Consider the following 19,902-nt stretch of genomic DNA (forward strand, 5'->3'; position numbering starts at 1 on the left):
TAATATTGCATCAACAACCACGCCAAAAAAGTGGACTCGTTCGGAATTAATTAAACAGGATGGTAAAATTATAAAAGGAAATGATAATCCTGAAAGAACTATGTAAATATTTACAAAAAAAACCCGCTATACGTGAAACGTATAGCGGGATGGTACTATGGCGATAAGAAACTTCTTTTATCTCATTCTGAATACAATATCAACCCTTCTGTTTGCCATTTTTCGAATTTCAGGAGAAGAAATCCCCCTCTCGGACAGGTTATCACTGCTTCCTCGGGGTATTATCTCAATGGTTTCAGCATCAGCGCCTAATTGAGTCACCATGAACTCTTTGATTGTTTCGCACTTTTTGAGCGACAATTCTTTATGGTCACCCCGATCTGAAGGATCAACATATCCGTAAAGCTGTACAAAACTTCCTTCGTTCTGCTTTAAAAGAACAACCGTTTCTGCCATAAGAACCAGATCCTCTTCATCAAACTGGATTTCGCCGCCTGCATCAAAGAATATACTTCTCACCTCTACAGTTTCATAAATCCGGGTTAGCGTCTCCATTATGGTAATTGAATCCCGTTTTACAGGTCGGTTTTCTGCATATCTTGCAATATCCTCCTCCAGTCGGCTCAGTTCATCACTAACTGGATCACGAACTGGTCGGCCAAACAGATCAAAGCCATGACCTCGGTAAGTCCAACGCATATGCCTTTTATCTTTTCTTCCAATTTTATAGCTGAGTGTAACACCTGTAAACCAATAACGATCGTTGGTTGAACCGGTTAAGATGTTGTCCAGATTATCAGAATTGGTAAAACGCATGGATGTTTCCATCCCCACATCAAAATTTCGGTTTAAACGATATTGAAAACCAGCGGAAACTGGGATGATTACCTCCATCTGACGATCTGTTTTCTCTTCGGGTTCGTAGGGATCGTAACCATGAACCATAAATCTTGAAGAACCAACACCAAAATCAGCTTCCATTACAATTTCATCATTTTCACGGAAATGAAGTCTGCTGCGGAAAAAGTTAAGTCCGGCACCAGCCTTCAGGTAGAAATTCCACCTGTCATTTACAGGTCCCGGATTTGGTCCTAACTGATTAATAAACAAAACTCCGTTTAAACTTACATCATGAACGTTTCCCGTAAAATAAAACTCTTCATTCTGCCCATACATCTTCCCGGTATAAAACTGCAAATCTAAGGCCACAACCGGAGCCAGCTGTTTACTGAGAATAATCGAAGATCCAAAATCAACCCTGTCGGTTGGTAAAAAGGAGTAATCGATGATGTCGGTGTACATGATTACGGGGCCATAGGCCATGGTTAATGCCCAGGTATTAAATGGTTTCTCAAAGGAATACCGCATATGTTCTTCGATAACCCTTTGATCCGTTTGACGAAACTGTCCAAATAAATTACCTAAAGAGAGCAGGCATACTATCGTTGCTATAATAATTCTCATTTAGTCGCTGTTTTATTCAAAAATCTGAATAATATCTACTCTTCTGTTTACAAGATGAACCCCTCTTGGAGCCAGTCGCCTGGTGTCGGATAGCAGAATCTCTTTCCCTTTTGGCTCTACCACAAATCTGGATTCATCAATTCCGTAGTCCTTAACCAACACATCCACGACAGCTTGACAACGTCTTTCACTTAATCCCAGGTTGTACTCATAACTTCCTCTGTCGTCGGTATATCCTCGAATCAGGATTTTAACATCGGGATTGTCTTTCATGTATCGGGCTACTCCGGCAATGGTACGGTGGCTTCGTTGGGTAATATCGCTTCGATCAAATCCAAAAAAGACTGATGCTGTAAACGTTTCCCGTCTGATAACTTTTTCGGAATGAATGGTAGTGGTATCACTCACCACGCTATCGGATGCCGCTAAATGATCAAGCTGTTGGCGTAACGAATCAAGGCGTGCAATCATTGGATCTCTTGCTCTCTGACGCTGATAATCGAGATTAAAATCTTTATACGTCCATGAAGAGTGGCGTCTGTTTCTTCTTCCAATTTTATATGTAACAGAGAATGATGTATACATATAACTATCATTGTCTGCCCCGGTCATGTCAACATCAAGATTATCGGCTAGCAAATTTCTCATGGAAGTTTCCACCCCTAAATCGAAACTGTTATTCAGGCGATATCGAACCCCTAACCCAATGGGAAGAACAAGCTCCCGTTGTCTGCTTGTTTTTTCAAAAGTTTGCCTGTCGTACCCTTTTACCAAAAGGTCGTTATCCCAATCCCAATCGGCATAGCTGGTAGGATAGCCAGATGGAATGGTATATACATCGGAAACAAATAATGGAAGGTCATCAATTTGACTGAACTGTGCAGAGCGAAAGAAATTCATTCCCAATCCCAATTTTCCATAAATATTCCACTTGTCTCTCATGGGGCCACCCATGATCAACTGATTCAGATAGGCCTTTACGTTCAGTGAAGCCTCTCTGAAGTCCCCTTTAAAATATCGTTGATATTTTTGACCATACATATCGGCCATCAGAAACTGCCCTTCGATTGCCCATGAACGACCAAATTGTCTTGCAACCTGCACTGTAGGTCCAAATTTCAAATTACTTTGCGGGAATATTGTGTGATCTATTACATCAGTGTAATAGATAACCGGGCCATAACCTACTGTAACCGACCATACATTATAAGTACTGTCGGGTCGGTACAACTGATACTCCTCCAAATTGCCAAAGTCAATTTGAGAATATGCACCGGATTTTATTACAACAAGTGTTATGATAAATAGTAAAATTCTTTTCATATCTAAATTTCTAACATCATTATAACAGCAAAACTAAAACATATCGATAACAGATGCTACTATAATGTTGATCATTTTTATAAACTAACGGTTTTTATAGATAAATGAATCCGAATATAAGACTATTTAACCGATCGCAGAACACAGGATACCAGAAAAAAACTAAAAAACATAATAAAAAACCGGCTTGCTCGTACGACGAGCAAGCCGGTTCAAAAAGTTAAACCTGTGAATTCTAATTAGAGAACTGTTCCAATCCTTCTCTCAGCCAGATTATATACTCCTGCACATCTGAATTATATCCTCTTGGCTCTGTTAACGACTCTTCATCATGATTCAATAACACATAATAAGGTTGGCTGTTAATATTATATCTTTCTATCTGAAAATCGCTCCATTTATTACCAACCGTGCGAATTCTACGACCAGTCACCTCCGAAACATACTGTTCGTTTTCCGGTAGCGGCTCTCGTTTATCAACATATAATGAAATGATGATGTAATCATTTGCCAACATATTCCGAACAGTATTATCTGACCATACGAGGCTTTCCATCTTCCTACAGTTGGCACATCCCAAACCTGTAAAATCCAGAAAAACAGGCTTCCCATCCTCTCGTGCAGCTGCTAATCCCTCTTCATAATCGGTATATTTCATTAATCCGTGAGGCCCTTCTACAACGCTCTCTCCGGTTATTTCAATTGCCGATCCTGATTGTGCGGCACCAAACTGAGCCCTTGACAGGTCAAAATCTTGTGTTACAGGCGAGGGCAAAAATGAGCTGACCGCTCTTAACGGAGCTCCCCATAAACCTGGAATAAGATAAATTACAAAAGAAAACGTGGCTATAGCCAAGATCAGCCTTGGAACACTCAGATAGGGCAAATCGCTGTCGTGGGCAAATTTAATCTTACCAATGAGGTAAAGCCCCATTAAAGCAAATATTGAAATCCAAATGGCCAAAAACACTTCGCGGTCAAGTATACCCCACTGACCAACTGCATCGGCAACGGATAAGAATTTTAATGAAAAAGCGACCACTATGAATCCAAGAACAACTTTTACAGAATTCATCCATCCGCCACTCTTTGGAAGCGACTTCATGGCAGTTGGAAATATGGCAAAAAGTGCGAATGGAATGGCCAATGCCAATCCAAAACCAAACATACCAACCGCAGGGGCATACACTCCGCCTCCCAATGCTGCTTCAACCAGAAGTGTTCCAACAATTGGGCCTGTGCATGAGAACGATACCAAGACAAAAACAAGCCCCATCAGGATAACACCCATCAATCCGCCGGTTTGATCAGCTTTCTGATCCAATGCGTTGGACCATTTTGCAGGCATGGTGAGTTCAAATGCGCCAAAAAATGATGCAGCAAAAAAGAGAAGTATTGCAAAAAAGATGACATTAAATGCAGGACTTGTAGCCATAGCATTCAGTGCGTTTGCACCAAAAATAATAGAGATGGCCAAACCCAATACAACGTACGCAAAAATGATGGTTAGACCATAAAAAACGCCATCTCGCAATGCCTTTGCTCTATTGTTTGCATTCCTTAAAAAGAAGCTAACCGTTAAAGGGATCATAGGAAAAACACAAGGTGTCAGCAATGCAGCAAGTCCCCCGAGAAATGAAAGCCAAAATATTCCCCATGAGCCGTCCTTCTCCTTCTCGTCACCTTTAGCCTCTAGCACTTCAACAACCTCAGAAGTTTCTGAATCTTCTGAATCTTCTATCGTTTCCTCATAGGTGTCATCAGAAATGACTACCTCAGCGACTTCCGCTTTAGAAGATATCCCGGGCACTGTTAACTCAAAATCAATCTGGTCGGGTGGTAAACAACGGTGATCGTCACAAACCATAAACTCCACATATCCGCTAATGATTACATCATCAGCAGATTGCAGTTCTATGGTCTGTAAAATTCTTGCACTACCTGCCAGGTAACCAAGTTCCATTTGAAAAGCTTCATCAAAAGTTGGCACCGGTTCAGGCTCCTGACGCAACTCGCCACTCAAACGGTATTGACCTGACTCTTCAATATTTAAAGAGGTTGGAATAGGTCCTCCCTCCGGAATTCTGATGGAATACAAATACCAATTATCTTCGATGGTGGCTTCTGCTATCACTTCCACACGACTATCATCAATTCGGTTTGCAGAAAACTCCCACTTAACAGGTTGCAGAACCTGGGCACTTATATGCAAAGAACCTGCAAGCAAAAGGGAAAATAGAAACAATAACTTTCTCATATAAATAAATTGTTATAATTTAAGAAAATAGATTATTAGATGTAAGATTGTTAGATTAATAGATGCAAGATTACGAAACAGCTAACCTTCTTATTATCAGCTGATTGAATCACACAGCCACAACCACATAAACGTTTAATAATTAAGTAAATGTAAAAAGATTAGCGAACTATTACTCGTTAATAGAAAAAAACAAGCTTTTGATTATTCAACAAATAAATTAAACAGCAAACACATTAAATATTATTCATATATAGATTTTCAAATATATTCTTTTCAATTGAATATTCAAAATGATTCCAAAAGTTAAGGGATTACAAATATAAAACTAACAATTATATTGATTGTTCATTGTATTGATTCACAACAATCAGACCATATGTAAATGACAAAGGTCGCCCTGCGAGGCGACCCTTGTCAGATGTGTATTAAAGTACTATTTATTTCAAACGGGCAATGCTCTCCTTAAGAGCTGCAATTTTTGCTTCAGCATCAGCTTGTTTCTGTCTTTCAACAGCAACTACCTGCTCAGGAGCTCCTGCAACAAACCGTTCGTTACTCAGTTTTTTCATCACCCCGTTTAAGAACCCTTCGGTATATTGTAGTTCCTTTTCCAGCTTTTCCAGTTCCTCCTCAACGTCGATGGCCGACTCCATCGGCACAAAGAATTCCGATGATTTAACGAAGAATGAAACAGCACCCTCCACTTTTTCTTCTACGGAACTAACATCTTCGAGATTTACCAATTTCTGGACAACAGGATTGAAGCGCTCAACATATCCATCATCACCTTTCAGAACTTTTAATTCCAATGTATCGCGCATGGCCACATTTCGTTCCTTACGCACTGTGCGTACATTTACAATGGCTTCTTTAACCAATTCAAATTGTTTAAGCAGAGATTCATCAAATGATTTCAGAGCCGGCATGGGACTCACCATCAAGCTCTCCCCTTCTTTGCGTTCTTTTAAGTGATGCCAAACCTCTTCGGTGATGAATGGCATAAAAGGATGAATCAGATGCATCAAATCATCCAGGAAGCCAATGGCTGCCTGGTAGGTTTTTCCATCCACCGGCTTTTGGTAAGCCGGTTTTACCATCTCCAGGAACCAGCTTGAGAACTCATCCCAAAACAGGGTATAAACCGACATCAAAGCATCAGAAACCCGGTACTTGTCAAAATGGTCTGCAATGACTGCCATCTCCTTCTGCAATCTATCCCCAAACCACTCGATGGCTAGAGCTGCACTTTCGGGTTGCTCAATTGAGTGGTCTATTTCCCAACTTTTCACCAAACGAAATGCATTCCACATTTTGTTGGCAAAATTACGCCCCTGCTCAGGTAAGCTCTCATCGAACCGCAAGTCGCCACCAGCAGGAGAGCAAAGTAACATACCCACACGAACACCATCGGCACCAAAATTCTTGATCAGATCCAAAGGTTCAGGACTATTGCCTAATGATTTGGACATTTTGCGACCAACCTTATCTCGCACCATACCGGTGAAATAGACGTTTTTAAACGGATACGTTCCCTTGAACTCATATCCGGCCATAATCATCCGTGCAACCCAGAAGAAAATAATATCGTGTCCTGTTACCAAATCGTTGGTAGGATAATAGTAATCAATTTCGTTCTTGTCGGGATTAAAGCCATCGAAAACAGTGATTGGCCATAGCCATGATGAAGCCCAGGTATCCAATACATCTTCATCCTGCTTCAGGTCGTTCATGGATAGAGCCTCATTTCCGGAAACTTTACGAGCCTCAGTTAATGCTACCTCATCGGTTTCGGCCACAACAAAAGTGCCATCGGCCAGATAATAAACCGGGATGCGGTGTCCCCACCACAACTGACGCGAAATACACCAATCCTTTACATTCTCCATCCAATGGCGGTAAAGATTTTTGAATTTAGCCGGATGGAATTTCACCTCATCGGTCATTACCGCATCCAGAGCAGGTTTGGCCAACTCACTCATGCGCAAAAACCACTGAGTGCTCAGTTTTGGTTCAATTACCTCATCGGTTCGCTCCGAGTAACCAACCTTATTGGTATAATCCTCAACCTTAGCCAGGTTTCCGGATTCGTCAAGTGATTTTTCGATTTTTTTGCGAACATCAAAACGATCTTCGCCAATAAATATTTCAGCCTTTTCGCTCAGGGTGCCATCGTCATTTAAAATGTCGATGGACTCCAGATTATGACGCATTCCAATTTCGTAGTCGTTGATATCATGAGCCGGAGTAATTTTTAGGCATCCGGTTCCAAACTCCATGTCCACATATTCGTCCTGAATAACCGGTATGGAGCGGTTAATTAACGGAACTAAAACCCTTTTCCCTGCAAGATGTTTAAAGCGGTCATCGTTGGGGTTTACACAAACGGCAGTATCTCCCAATATGGTTTCAGGCCGGGTGGTGGCAATGGTCACGTACTGATCGGGTTCTCCGTCAACCTGGTAACGAATATAATACAGCTTAGATTGTACCTCTTTATAAATCACCTCCTCGTCGGAAACAGCGGTTTTGGCTTTAGGATCCCAGTTCACCATGCGGATGCCACGGTAGATGTGTCCTTTTTTATACAAATCCACAAAGGATTTGATTACGCCCTCGCTGCGAACTTCATCCATGGTAAAACAAGTGCGATCCCAATCGCACGAGGCGCCCAGTTTTTTCAGCTGCTCAAGGATGATGCAACCGTGCTTATCGGTCCACTCCCAGGCGTGCTCCAAAAAGCCATCGCGCGTAAGCGAATGTTTATCAATTCCCCCTTCGCGCAACTTATTAACCACCTTAGCCTCAGTGGCAATGGATGCGTGGTCGGTGCCCGGAACCCAGCAAGCATTTTTTCCAAGCATTCGAGCCCTTCGTACCAGAATGTCCTGAATGGTATTATTGAGCATGTGTCCCATGTGCAAAACACCTGTCACATTGGGCGGTGGAATCACTATTGTATAAGGTTCACGTTCATCGGGAACGGATTTGAAGAATCCGTTCTCCATCCAGTATGCATACCATTTCTCCTCGGTTTTTGAAGGATCGTACTTGCTTGCTATCTCCATTGATTGATTGTTATGCTGTTTCTTAAAATAATTACATCTGACAACTGAAATAAAATGAATCAGTTGTGAATTAAAGTGCAAAAATAGGAAAATTTAAGGAAGTAATGATGTATATATAATTAGAAACAGAAAACAGTAATATCCTACCACCCCGCTATCACCACTCTTACACCCCAGTGCTGGTATTTTCCTTCGGAAAATCCGGCAAAAGCCCCAATGGTGCCTGCCATAAATATGCGGCTGATACTGTAACCAACCTGTGTATAATGAGAAACCGCAGGTGTATGAAGATAACTAAAATGCAGGTTTTCATTCCACATGCGGTTACTTAAAACCGGTAGGTTTTTAAGCATTAACCATGGCGAGGAGTAAGTGGTATTTGCTCTTAAATACCATTCGTTAGTAGATGTGGAGTAATCATCCAATAACAGAAAAGCATTACCCGGTTCACTGAAAATCAGAGGAATTGTTGAGCCTTCAAAATGCTTAAACCTTGAAAAATGCATTCGCTCATTCCTAAAAAACTTCCCGCCTGACAACTCCCAGGAAAATACCGGCATAAATGAAAACTCCGCTTCTTTTCGAATGCTGCTTTCAACCAAAAAGTAATCGGAATGGCTGCCTAAAAGCCCCGATCCGTGCTCCATTCTTAGTTTAAAGGTGGGATAATCGGAATGGGACATAATTTTGCGACCACGTTGAATTCTGTAATAATATCTGGGAGTGTACTCCAACTCGAAAAGTGATATGAAAGCCCTTTGGCTTTCAAAATGGATTTCTCCGGCAGACGAGTTCACCACTTCATTGGGGTTGTAGTCGTCGTTTCGTCTAAAAAAAGAGTAATTGGTATTATTCTCTAACGGGTTATATTCCTGCCAGGCAATACCGGTTGTCATTCTTAATCCGTTGGCCAGGTCAATTTCATTTCGCATCATCAGAAACCTGTTTTCATACAGGCGTAAATAATTTTCCTTGAAAAACAACGACGATGCCATATTCAACAACGGAGCCACTCCGATGTCGCGCTTATAATCATAAGCTCCAACTCCCGAGGCCATGGAAAACAAGCCTCTTCGAAGTGGAGAGTATGTTTGATGTAAGCCCGCTTCACCAAAAAATGCTTCACGATTAAATGCATATCCACCAGTGGCACTTATCTGCATCCTTTTTACCGAATCTTGTTGCCAGTTTATGTTGAGCCGTTGCTGATACTTCCAGCCATCCACAGCATTAAAATCAATATTTCTCAGCCCAATCAACCCTCCATAACGAACCCTAAAATCACCCTCCCGCGGCACAACAGTGCCGCTCAACAATGCTCTACGCACTTTCATGAATGTGCTGCTTTCAGGGATGGAATCGCTTCTGGTGGTATCTGCCAAAGCCTTTAAACTATCGCTCACGGCAAAAGAGCGCGCTTCCGATTGCGTGAGCGGAACAGGACGAATATGATCCCATCTGACGGTATCCCTTCTTGCACTATCACTTTCCACTCTCACATGATAAGTCCTCCTCAATTCCAAAACTTCATCACGTTTTTGTTCCCGACTCTCCCTCTCCACCAGTGATGCCAGGCGCATCATGTCTCGGTTTGACAAATCTTCCTTTTCCATTAAGGCTTCTATCCGCTGCTGATTTCGGGTAAGCTCAACAGGTTCTGACTCTTCAATACTGCTATTCAGACCCTCCAAAACTTCTTGATTATCTCCAGTTTGCCGGGAAGCTAATAATTCAGGCACTGCCAGATGTTGATTTAATTGTACATCAAGATATTTTACAGAACCAACATAGTTCACCTTTGCCTCCACTCCCATCATACCCAAATCCATATCAAAGTGATGGCTGATGGGAAGCCATATCCCGTGTTGAACAGGAGCGTAAACCTGCCGCATCCTAACTTCGCCATAAAACGTTTCAAGGGTTAAGTCCAGAGAATGAATATTCCACAAATCCTCAACCAGATAAAGATAACCTTCCACCAACTGTTGGCTTTTTCTGCGGGGAATTACCCGGATGCGGTTTACGATATGTTCTCCATCGTTGATATAGCCATCGTACCTGAAACGATAATGACGCATTGCCTGAGGCGATAAAGGAGAAACATACATCTCATTTTCGGGATTATAGAAACTCGTATTTATATATCCAATTGGGGTAGATTCTTCTCCTATGGGAAAAGTACTTCGCGAATGTAAAACAGTATGGTGAAACGTATCAGGCGCAGAAAATTTGATTGAATTGAGAGATTCATCAACAAACAGATCATCCGGCTGAACCTGAATATCGTTTATACTCAATCTGTTTCTCAACAATCTTGGAATGCGTTTCATTTCCAATGAACCTCGCAAATAAACTTCAGCCTCATATTCACTTGCCTGTCGCAGATAATAAGGTGCAAGACCAATTGCTCGCCGCATCATCCCGTAGGCCGGGTCTTCGCCCCCGGAATAGATACGAACTTCCTGCAACTGAAACTGCACGGGATAAAAGTCAATATCAAGTTCAAGCCATCGGTCTTCACGGATATTTATCTTAAACTCCTGCCTGGCATAACCCATTGCCTGAAAAACTACAGTGTATGACCCAACGCCCAACCGGAGTTCGTAATCCCCTTCATTATTGGAGGTTACTCCCATATGAGTCTCCTTCACAAACACAGAGGCACCAGGAACAGCATTTCCGTCAAGATCAACAATGCGCCCTTTAAGGCCAGCGGCATAGGAGTAATTACAGTTTAATGTCAGAAAAAAAAGGAAAAAGAGGCTAATTACCCATCTAAAGTAATACATATTTTGAGTTTTTGATAAGGTTGAAGATTTTTGAAACTATATTTAACAAAAATAGTGCCTGATTTTTAAGGAGCCAGAGGGAGCTTGTCGAAGCCACCTTTTTTCTTTAATTTTGCACATTGGGGAACAGAACAGACTAATAAAACAGAAAAACTAAACACACATCCATGCCAAACATTTCGAAACGAGGATTAGAGATGCCCGCATCTCCAATCCGGCGACTGGTTCCTTATTCAGAAGATGCTAAATCAAGAGGCATTACCGTATATCATTTGAACATTGGTCAGCCCGACATTAAAACCCCTGAGGTGGCTATTGAAGCCATGAATAACCTAAAGGTTAAAACCATAGAGTACAGCCACTCTGCCGGCATTGAATCCTATCGCAGAAAACTGGTTGAATATTATAAAAACCTTGGCATCAACATCGACAAAAACCAGATACTGGTTACTACCGGAGGGTCAGAAGCCATCTCGCTAACTTTTTTGAGTTGTATGGATCCCGGAGATGAAGTCATTGTACCTGAGCCATTCTATGCCAACTACTATGGATTTGCCACAGCAGCCAGCATCAAAGTAGTTCCGGTGGCATCCTCCATCGACGATGGGTTTGCTTTGCCCCCCATTTCAGATATAGAGAAGATGATAACCCCGCGCACCCGTGCCATTTTCATCTGCAACCCGAATAATCCTACCGGTTATTTATATTCCCGGGAGGAACTGGAGCAGCTGCGCGATCTAGTAAAAAAACACAACATATATCTCTTCTCCGACGAAGTGTACCGCGATTTTTGTTATACCGACAAGCCGCACATGTCGGTTATGCATTTGGATGGCATAGAACAAAACACCGTGATGATTGACTCAGTTTCGAAAAAATACAGTGAATGTGGTCTTCGCATCGGAATGATGATATCAAAAAACCGGGAAATCATTGAAACGGCGCTAAAATTTGCTCAAGCAAGACTTAGCCCCCCTTCTCTGGGACAAATTGCCGCAGAAGCTTCACTGGATACTCCGCCATCTTACTTTAAAGAAGTGCACGAAGAGTATATCAAACGACGTGATTTTCTTGTTGAAGGTCTTAACAAAATACCAGGTGTATATACACCGGTTCCTAAAGGAGCCTTTTACACCGTTGCAAAACTGCCAGTAGACAATGCCGACAAGTTCTGCCAATGGATTTTAAGTGATTTCTCGTATAAAAATCAAACCGTAATGATGGCGCCTGCTTCAGGCTTTTACACCACACCCGGTAAGGGAATTGATGAAGTACGGATTGCATATGTGCTGAACATTGATAACCTTAAAAACGCCATAGAGACTCTTGAAAAAGCTCTTGAGGCATATCCCGGAAGAAAATAAATCCGAATTTACATCGTTATAGCTGATGAAACGGAAAAGCTATAAAATAGAAAGTTATATTTATGCCGACCTTCATTTAAACAGCGCCGGATGCAGAATAAAAATTGATTGACAATTGGGGTTATGATGAGATTGTTGTGGTGGTTTTTGCTGGTATTACTTCCTTTTTTTTCATTGAAAGCTGAAAAAACAGAGGTTCCCGGATTAATTATTTTTTTGGTTATAGACGAATTAGATAATGAGCAAATTCTCTTACTTCAAAGAGAATTTTCCTCACAGGGAATAAATCGCATATCCCGCACGGGTATGCGATTTATGAATGCATATTCTTCAGACATATCCGGATATCCGGGAACACGTATTGCGTCCCTTTACTCAGGAACTTCGCCATCAACCCATGGACTGATTGGAGAAACCTGGGTAAACCGAAGAAACAACCAGTTCATTCAGCCGGCATCCTACGATTCTGCTCAAATATCGACAGTTTTATCGTACAATCAGTCGAAAACAATTGCCGATTATCTTAAATCAGTTTACGGCTCAGAGGCTAAAAATGCCACCATCTCTGTTAATGCTCCCTGGCTGATCCATGCAAACGGATACAACCCCGATCACATTTTCACCTACGACCAAAATCGCGGAGTTTTTTATGATGCATCAAATCCGGTGAAAAAGGATGACTGGATGAGAGGTTTTAACCAGAGCATTAACAACACCAACCTGTTAAGCAGACAATGGGGACCGGTGAAAGACATCACCAGCTATGTTGAGTTTCGCTATTTGCCTGATGAAAAAAGAAAGGATTTCCGAAGCTTTTTATATAACATGCGAACCGGAACCGAAGCACCATTCTCACGCATTGCCGGATCGCCATACATCAACACGCTTATTCGGGATTTCACCGTCTCTTTTCTAGCCAACACCGGTTTCGGAAAATCAAGCGTTCCCAATCTCCTCACCATTCAATTCACCACGCGTCCTTTCACAAAGACCAATGGAACCATACTTCCTGCGGAAAAAGAAGACATGCTGTTAAGATTGGATCAGGACATCGCATCGCTGCTTGCATATCTGGATTTTGAATTTGGACGGGACAACTATCTGCTGGTACTAACTGCAGGAGCAAACAGCATGCCGGATCAAACCACCACAGGGAAAGCTGGAGTTACAACAGGAACCGTTGAGTTCAGAAGAGTTGTATCGTTATTAAACCTTTACCTGATGGCACAATACGGACAAGGTCAATGGGTAACAGGCATACATGACAACTATCTCTATCTGAATCACCAATTAATTGAGGAAAACCAACTCGAGTTGGAAGTTATACAAGAAAAAACGTGCCGGTTTCTGGTGGAATTCAGTGGAATAAAACACGCCATACCGGTCTGGAACAAAATGTTCGACAGCGAAAGGCAGCCCGTTTTATCTGACAATCTGTTTTCTCGCCGACTTCCTGATATATCCATTGAGTTATTGCCCGGTTGGAGCACGCCTGCAACAAACCTGGGGACCCGACAAACAGGCAAGAGCGGAAATAATTTTGTTCCACTGTTTGTATCAGGAGCAGGCATTCGTTACGGAGCTTGGCTGGCACCATTCAACATCAACAAACTGACTCCCATCTTACTTCAGTTGTATGGAATCAATCACCCGGAATTGATTTATATGGAGCAGGTTAATTTGTTTAAGTAGCGTAACCAGCTGAGAAGGTAATAATAGTCTATCTTTTAGGCATTCGGGACTAACGTTCTATTGAAAATGCTTACGCCCATTCAGGGCTAAATATATCTTACATCCTTTTGCATAGTGCGTTGCCCCATGCTGATAATGACGCCCCCTTGGGGCTTAACAAACTTTCATTTTTAAAGCAACATGTCATAGTGGAACTACGTCCTCTAATGTCTAATATCTAAAAATCAAATCTTTCCTCTAACAATCTATTGCATCCAGAAAAGCTTTTACAAGTTCCGGCTCTTTTTCCAGAGCATTACCAACTACGATGAGATCGGCTCCGGCATCGGTTGCCGATTTCATAATGGCCGGCGTAGTAATTCCTCCTCCCACCATCAACGGAATTTTCAAGTGCTTTTTCACATCGGAGATCATTGAAGGAGATACAGGCCATTTTGCTCCGCTACCTGCATCCATGTAAATCATCTTCATGCCGAGCATTTCACCCGCCATTGCCGTGGCAATGGCGATGTCATTTTTCTCAGCAGGAATGGGTCGCGTCTGGCTCATGTATTCCACCGATGTATAGCTTCCGCCATCAATTAACATATAACCGGTGGAGATAGGCTCTATCTTGTGCCTGTGAATAAATGGCGCTGAAACAACATGATTACCAATTAACAGTTCAGCATTTCGTCCTGATATCATGGAAAGAAAAAGTACGGCATCTACATTGGATGTGAGATGGGTAGGACTACCGGGATACAAAACCACAGGCATATCCAACTCAGTTTTCAGATAATCAACAAGTGGTTCAATTGGATTTGAGATCAGACTGCCTCCAACCAGAAGCATTTGCGGTGTTTGTTGCTTCAATGAAGCAACAAATTGCTCCAGTTTTTCACCATGACATTTATCGGGATCTACCAAAAATGCCATTATTTTTTGCTTTCTGCGAACTCTGTCGGTGATAAAATCAAATATCATGGTGTCTTCAAATCTTATTCAACAAATACAAATGTAACCTAATTACCAATGCCATACAAGATAATATTCATCGGTGATTTTGTAAGAAAGATCATATTCCTGAACGGGAGAATCCTCAAAAAGGATTCTCCCTGAGAGTGTTCCTGATTTTTCCGGTAAAAAGGGATCAATCACCATTTGATCTTTAAAAATGATGCCCTGAATTCCTGCTGTTTTATACAAAGTCTCTTTGGCGCACCATATTACGGCATGGTAAGTGGGCTCATCTCTTCCGGATATGTATTTCTCTTCTGTAGGATTTACAAATCGCTCGCTTAATTTTGATATTCTGGAAGAGGGATATTCCATATCAACACCACATGCTTGACTGGAAATTAACACCGCTGCAAATCCCTTAGTATGTGAAATGGTGACGTTAAGATCTGATTTGTTAAGATTTGGTTTTCCCGAAGAGGTGTGACTAACGCATGGAGGCAAACCGCTTAGTCTTTGAATCAACAATCGTGAAGCCAGCCATTCCAATCGTTTTTCAGAATTGGAAATCAGTTTTAACTGATTTCGCATCAATTCGGTAAACGAAAGCAACTCTGCGAGTTGCTTTTCTGTTTCTTTAATTTTCCAAACTGAGAGGAAAGATTTGTTTTCTTTATTCGTTTCAAATACAACCGGCATAATACAATATCAATCATTCCATTTTATGGTTTCCATCAGATGAATCACATCATCTGTAATGAAATCAATAACCGGGTTGAGGGAGTCTCTGTTTGGCCGAACCTGAAAGTAAAGCGAACCTCTTAGAAAATGCCTGGCACTGTCGGTCACAAGAAACTGAACCGGTGAGGCCGCGTCGCCTTTAATTTCAAACAGCATTCCATACACATTCTTTTCCTCGTCGAAAAAGAGCATCTCTTCAATGGCATCTGCTTTTACCACATGATTATAGGCGAAACGAATGTTATCCTCCAGCAGATCGTACAAATTATCATCAACCTCTTTATAGCTGATGTGTACCCGTGCCTTAAACCGGGGGAAATATAGGTTAATCCAGTGTGGCTCGGCACTTCTGGAGACATCGGTTTCTATTCTTCCATAGACAGGATATTCGAATCCATAAGGCATGGTGGAATCAAGAAAAACATACTCCTTTTCGGGCAAATCAATCCGGAAAAAGCCCCTTGGTTTTGGAGTTCCTCCTTGAGTACACCCGGCCACAAACAGGGCAATCGCACCTGCAACCACAACAAAACGTTTCACCAACTGCATCATCTTCATCCTTTGTTTTCTGGTAAATATCTGATTTTCTTTATCCGACGGTTATCTGCCGCCAAAATCGTAAACTTATAGGGAGGGTACTCCACAACTTCGTGTTTTAGGGGAATTTCTCCTCGAATTTCGAGCAACAACCCTGCCAGGGTTTCAGCTTCTCCTGACACGTCACGAAAAGCATCTTCGGGCAATCCTGTGGCCTTAAAGAAATCTTTCAGCAAAGTTTTCCCTTCAAAGACATAGGAACCGTCCTGCATGATGGTGAAATTAATTTCATCTTCATCCATCTCATCACTGATTTCGCCAACAATTTCTTCCAGAATGTCTTCCAGCGTAACAATCCCCGAAGTACCACCATACTCATCAACAACGATGGCCATGTGTATTTTATGGGTTTTAAATTCCTGAAGCAGATCGTTGATCCGCTTGGTATCGGGGACATAGTAGGCCTGACGAATTAAGTCCTGCCATTTGAACGAATTGTCCTTGCCAAGATGGGGCAGTAAATCCTTAACGTACAAAATTCCTTTGACATCGTCAGGCCCGTCATCGTAAACCGGGATACGTGAGTATCCCGACTCAACAATTACAGAAATCACTTTTGAGAACTCACTCTTCAAATCCAGGTCCACAACATCAACCCTGGCTGTCATAATCTCCTCCACATTTGTATTCCCAAACGAAACTATTCCTTTAAGAATTTCCTTCCCCTCAGTAATGTTATCATCGGTAAGTTCCAGTGCATGAGATATATCGTCCAGGGAAATACCTTTTATCTTTTTTGCCAACCGCCTGTTTACCACGTTGGTTGACTTGACCATTAGTATACTTACCGGTTTAAAAAAACGAGACAGAACCAATAAAGGATATGCCATGAAAGCAGAAAACCTTCGCGAATAGAGTCCTGCATAGAGTTTTGGTAATATTTCACCAAAAAGGAGAATCATGCCGGTGATAAAAACCACCTCAATAACAAACTGCCATGCCCCGGGCGTAGTAAAAACAACCAACTCACCAACAATGTACGCAGTCAGAATGACGATGCTCACGTTGACAAAATTATTGCTGATGAGAATGGTGGCCAACAACAATTCAGGGTTCTCCAAATGCTTAACCGCCCGTTTACCGGCTTTACTTTCTCCCTCTCTCATCTCTGACAGATCGGTTGGTTTAAGAGAAAAATAAGCGACCTCGGATCCTGAAATGAGAGCCGAACTTAACAGTAACAACAGAATAATGATGATAGCCAGCAACAGTCCCGGTGTAAATGCCTGGAACTGCAAAAACATCAGTGCTGATTGAATCTGAATGAGCGAATCTGCTTCCAATACTACCTATTAATATTTAAAATGGTAAATCGTCCTCAGGTCCAGAGTCTCCGGCATTAAAGGAGCCCTGATCTGAACTGTTACTTAAATTGTTTTGTGCCGCAGACTGTTGGTTTAAGGAGGCATGCTGCATAGGTTGATCAGCGCGTGTTGCCTGATCATTATCACCTGAATTGCGACGCCCTAATAAATTAATGGTATCCGCATAAATCTCGGTCATATATTTTTTCACACCATTGGCATCATCATAGGAGCGTGTTCGAATGCGGCCTTCAACATAAAGTTGAGTCCCCTTTTTGATGTAAGATTCGGCAATTTTGGCCAATCCGCGCCATGCAACAATGTTGTGCCATTCGGTGCGATCGGGAACTTCCTGTCCATCGCGGGTTTTAAATCCGCGCTCGGTTGTGGCTAATGGAAAATTAGCAACAGCCTGATCATTGTCGAAATAACGGACTTCGGGATCTTTCCCGACATTTCCTACTAGTATTACTTTGTTTACCATATACAAATATAATATAAGGTTAATGGATTAAGTTTAACAAAGCTAAAATACAAAACTTACTTTGCCAAAACAAATTCTAAAGATTCGCTTACATAGGGTCTGCTGAAAAAGTCAACAGACCAAAATAATAATTCTTTTGTCCTCAAGCCGGACGGGCTCTTACTTTTTTTCAACAGCAAAAAAAAGTAAGCAAAAAATGCCGCCGCTGCTGAAAAATTGCCTAAATAACAATCTGCCAGGCTAAAATCTGCGAACTCGCTACGCTCAAACAACGCATATTTTTACGCCTGTCACATTGTTATTCTTAACGGCATTTTTCAAAGGCGGAAGTTTCCATTATTTCTAGCTTTTTCAATACACGGAAATTCTATAGTTATATTAAAAAAGCTTGCACTTTAATGACTGAAAACAAGGCTATGTCACACATTATTAATTATGTAAAAGTTTTTCAGCAATCCCTTCATAGAGCCTGCGAGAAAACTCGCCTAATCACACGCTCGCCCCTCTAACTCCCCGTTCGACTGAGCTCACGCCGAAGCCTAAAGGGGAGGATTTCAACGCACTCTCTGTTAGGCGTTTCCCCCTTGGGGGATTAAGGGGGGAAGAAGGTTGATTGCTTTTTCTGGGTGTTTTCGCGCAGTCACTACATAACAATCTATTATAATAATAATTCGTTAAGATTTATTTCACCTAATTATCAGACGTTTATGAATTCGCTGTAGTGTTGTACAATCAACTGATAATAAGAAACTTAATCATGTCTAATATCTTATATCTAATAATCTAACGATCTATTGTTATAAAAGATCATTAATTTTGTTTTCGATGAGTTTAGGCACCGGGTAGCTGTTTACCTCCTTTAATGCGACGTTAATTGATTTGCTACCATTGAAAAATTCAGGAAAATCCGCTGCTTTTTTTGCTTTCAGCCAAAAAAATCGGGCGTGAATATTTCTGTGGGTCAAAACATGAACAGCATCTCCAATAATATTTACTTTGTATTCTGCCCCAATCCAAGATTCTGCCAATTTATTCTTAATTTCTTTGGTTGACATAAGCGAGTTAGCTTCAATCAACGGAAAATCATACAAACCCTCCCATATGTCACCTTTGCCTCTTTTATTTAATCGTATTGAACATCCATCCGTAACAATCAGGTAGTTGAAGTAACGCGATTTTCGTGTCAATTTTGAAAGCTTAACAGGAAAACCATCTTGTTGCCTCAAATGAAATGCCTTGCATCCTGAATTTAATGGACACGAGTTACATTCCGGGTTTGATGGTTTACAAACCATAGCACCAAGATCCATCATGGCCTCATTGAAATCTCCTGGTTTTGCCTCATCAAGTAAATTACTTGCCAGTTTTTCAATAATCTTTCGCCCTTTTCCGGTATCAACAGGGACATCCATAGCGAAACAGCGCGACAATAACCGAATAACATTACCATCTACAACAATACACTTCTCGCCAAAAGCAATTGACGCGATAGCGGCAGCCGTATATGGTCCGATGCCTTTAAGTTTCTGCAACTCAGATTTTGATGATGGAATGATTCCATCATATTGATCCACAACAGTTTTTGCAGCCTCGTGAAAATTGCGGGCACGAGAATAGTAACCCAATCCCTGCCACACCTTTAAAACTTCATCGATCGGTGCATTGGCAAGACTTTGAATATCGGGGAATTTCCTTAGAAAGTTTAAATAATAATTTGTACCTTGCGATATCTGAGTTTGTTGTAGGATGATTTCTGAAACCCATATATGATATGGGTTACTGGTTTTTCTCCACGGCAAATCACGTTTATTAATACGATACCATTTAATTAAAGAGCGTTCGAAATCGGTCATTTTTAAAATTTTATCCAAAAATACCGC

General features: G+C 41.5%; 13 protein-coding genes. 2 read left to right on the top strand and 11 right to left on the bottom strand.

The window, feature by feature from the left end; translation table 11 throughout:
* Nucleotides 1-177 precede the first annotated feature (177 nt).
* From EV194_RS00450 to EV194_RS00470, 5 genes are all read right to left on the bottom strand, one after another.
* Nucleotides 178-1,464 carry a DUF6089 family protein gene (locus EV194_RS00450; protein ID WP_132430990.1) on the bottom strand — a complete coding sequence of 429 codons (1,287 nt, stop codon included), beginning with the start codon at nucleotides 1,462-1,464 and terminating at the stop codon, nucleotides 178-180.
* 12 nt (nucleotides 1,465-1,476) lie between these two features.
* Entirely contained in the window at nucleotides 1,477-2,787 is a 1,311-nt protein-coding gene (locus tag EV194_RS00455) for an OmpA family protein (RefSeq protein ID WP_132430992.1), read from the bottom strand.
* A gap of 235 nt (nucleotides 2,788-3,022) precedes the next feature.
* Nucleotides 3,023-5,044, bottom strand: coding sequence for a protein-disulfide reductase DsbD family protein (locus EV194_RS00460; protein WP_132430994.1), 2,022 nt, complete (start codon nucleotides 5,042-5,044; stop codon nucleotides 3,023-3,025).
* Nucleotides 5,045-5,484: 440 nt separating this feature from the next.
* Nucleotides 5,485-8,112, bottom strand: a complete 2,628-nt coding sequence (locus tag EV194_RS00465; protein WP_132430996.1) for a valine--tRNA ligase — start codon at nucleotides 8,110-8,112, stop codon at nucleotides 5,485-5,487.
* Nucleotides 8,113-8,255: 143 nt separating this feature from the next.
* A complete protein-coding gene (locus EV194_RS00470; RefSeq protein WP_132430998.1) occupies nucleotides 8,256-10,901 on the bottom strand; it encodes a DUF5686 and carboxypeptidase regulatory-like domain-containing protein in 2,646 nt (881 codons plus the stop codon).
* Nucleotides 10,902-11,068: 167 nt separating this feature from the next.
* On the opposite strand from EV194_RS00470, the gene EV194_RS00475 reads away from it, so the two are divergent.
* Both EV194_RS00475 and EV194_RS00480 read left to right on the top strand, forming a co-directional pair.
* Nucleotides 11,069-12,265, top strand: a complete 1,197-nt coding sequence (locus EV194_RS00475) for a pyridoxal phosphate-dependent aminotransferase (RefSeq protein WP_132431000.1) — start codon at nucleotides 11,069-11,071, stop codon at nucleotides 12,263-12,265.
* A gap of 123 nt (nucleotides 12,266-12,388) precedes the next feature.
* Nucleotides 12,389-13,957 (top strand): alkaline phosphatase family protein, encoded by a 1,569-nt coding sequence (locus EV194_RS00480; protein ID WP_132431002.1) that lies wholly within the window; start codon nucleotides 12,389-12,391, stop codon nucleotides 13,955-13,957.
* 237 nt (nucleotides 13,958-14,194) lie between these two features.
* On the opposite strand, the gene EV194_RS00485 is transcribed toward EV194_RS00480, so the two are convergent.
* The 6 genes from EV194_RS00485 to mutY all read right to left on the bottom strand — a co-directional run bounded on the left by EV194_RS00485 (nucleotide 14,195) and on the right by mutY (nucleotide 19,875).
* On the bottom strand, nucleotides 14,195-14,923 hold the full coding sequence (locus EV194_RS00485) for a geranylgeranylglyceryl/heptaprenylglyceryl phosphate synthase (protein WP_132431004.1): 729 nt from the start codon (nucleotides 14,921-14,923) through the stop codon (nucleotides 14,195-14,197).
* Nucleotides 14,924-14,965: 42 nt separating this feature from the next.
* Nucleotides 14,966-15,595 (bottom strand): 4'-phosphopantetheinyl transferase family protein, encoded by a 630-nt coding sequence (locus tag EV194_RS00490; RefSeq protein ID WP_132431006.1) that lies wholly within the window; start codon nucleotides 15,593-15,595, stop codon nucleotides 14,966-14,968.
* A gap of 9 nt (nucleotides 15,596-15,604) precedes the next feature.
* Nucleotides 15,605-16,195: a gliding motility lipoprotein GldD gene (gldD, locus tag EV194_RS00495; protein ID WP_132431008.1), complete on the bottom strand. Its 591-nt coding sequence runs from the start codon at nucleotides 16,193-16,195 to the stop codon at nucleotides 15,605-15,607.
* Entirely contained in the window at nucleotides 16,192-17,517 is a 1,326-nt protein-coding gene (gene gldE, locus EV194_RS00500) for a gliding motility-associated protein GldE (protein ID WP_243699285.1), read from the bottom strand. The genes gldD and gldE overlap by 4 nt, the downstream gene beginning before the upstream one ends.
* 16 nt (nucleotides 17,518-17,533) lie before the next feature.
* Nucleotides 17,534-18,022 (bottom strand): single-stranded DNA-binding protein, encoded by a 489-nt coding sequence (locus tag EV194_RS00505; protein ID WP_132431010.1) that lies wholly within the window; start codon nucleotides 18,020-18,022, stop codon nucleotides 17,534-17,536.
* A 797-nt stretch (nucleotides 18,023-18,819) separates the two neighbouring features.
* Entirely contained in the window at nucleotides 18,820-19,875 is a 1,056-nt protein-coding gene (gene mutY / locus EV194_RS00510) for an A/G-specific adenine glycosylase (protein WP_132431012.1), read from the bottom strand.
* Between the last annotated feature and the right edge of the window lie 27 nt (nucleotides 19,876-19,902).

This window comes from Natronoflexus pectinivorans (assembly GCF_004345615.1).
Classification (GTDB): Bacteria; Bacteroidota; Bacteroidia; order Bacteroidales; family Marinilabiliaceae; genus Natronoflexus; species Natronoflexus pectinivorans.

Coding starts and splice junctions, on each gene's coding strand:
- EV194_RS00450 (WP_132430990.1), bottom strand. CDS start 1,464: ATGAGAATTATTATAGCAACGATAGTATGCCTGCTCTCTTTAGGTAAT.
- EV194_RS00455 (WP_132430992.1), bottom strand. CDS start 2,787: ATGAAAAGAATTTTACTATTTATCATAACACTTGTTGTAATAAAATCC.
- EV194_RS00460 (WP_132430994.1), bottom strand. CDS start 5,044: ATGAGAAAGTTATTGTTTCTATTTTCCCTTTTGCTTGCAGGTTCTTTG.
- EV194_RS00465 (WP_132430996.1), bottom strand. CDS start 8,112: ATGGAGATAGCAAGCAAGTACGATCCTTCAAAAACCGAGGAGAAATGG.
- EV194_RS00470 (WP_132430998.1), bottom strand. CDS start 10,901: ATGTATTACTTTAGATGGGTAATTAGCCTCTTTTTCCTTTTTTTTCTG.
- EV194_RS00475 (WP_132431000.1), top strand. CDS start 11,069: ATGCCAAACATTTCGAAACGAGGATTAGAGATGCCCGCATCTCCAATC.
- EV194_RS00480 (WP_132431002.1), top strand. CDS start 12,389: ATGATGAGATTGTTGTGGTGGTTTTTGCTGGTATTACTTCCTTTTTTT.
- EV194_RS00485 (WP_132431004.1), bottom strand. CDS start 14,923: ATGATATTTGATTTTATCACCGACAGAGTTCGCAGAAAGCAAAAAATA.
- EV194_RS00490 (WP_132431006.1), bottom strand. CDS start 15,595: ATGCCGGTTGTATTTGAAACGAATAAAGAAAACAAATCTTTCCTCTCA.
- gldD (WP_132431008.1), bottom strand. CDS start 16,195: ATGAAGATGATGCAGTTGGTGAAACGTTTTGTTGTGGTTGCAGGTGCG.
- EV194_RS00505 (WP_132431010.1), bottom strand. CDS start 18,022: ATGGTAAACAAAGTAATACTAGTAGGAAATGTCGGGAAAGATCCCGAA.
- mutY (WP_132431012.1), bottom strand. CDS start 19,875: ATGACCGATTTCGAACGCTCTTTAATTAAATGGTATCGTATTAATAAA.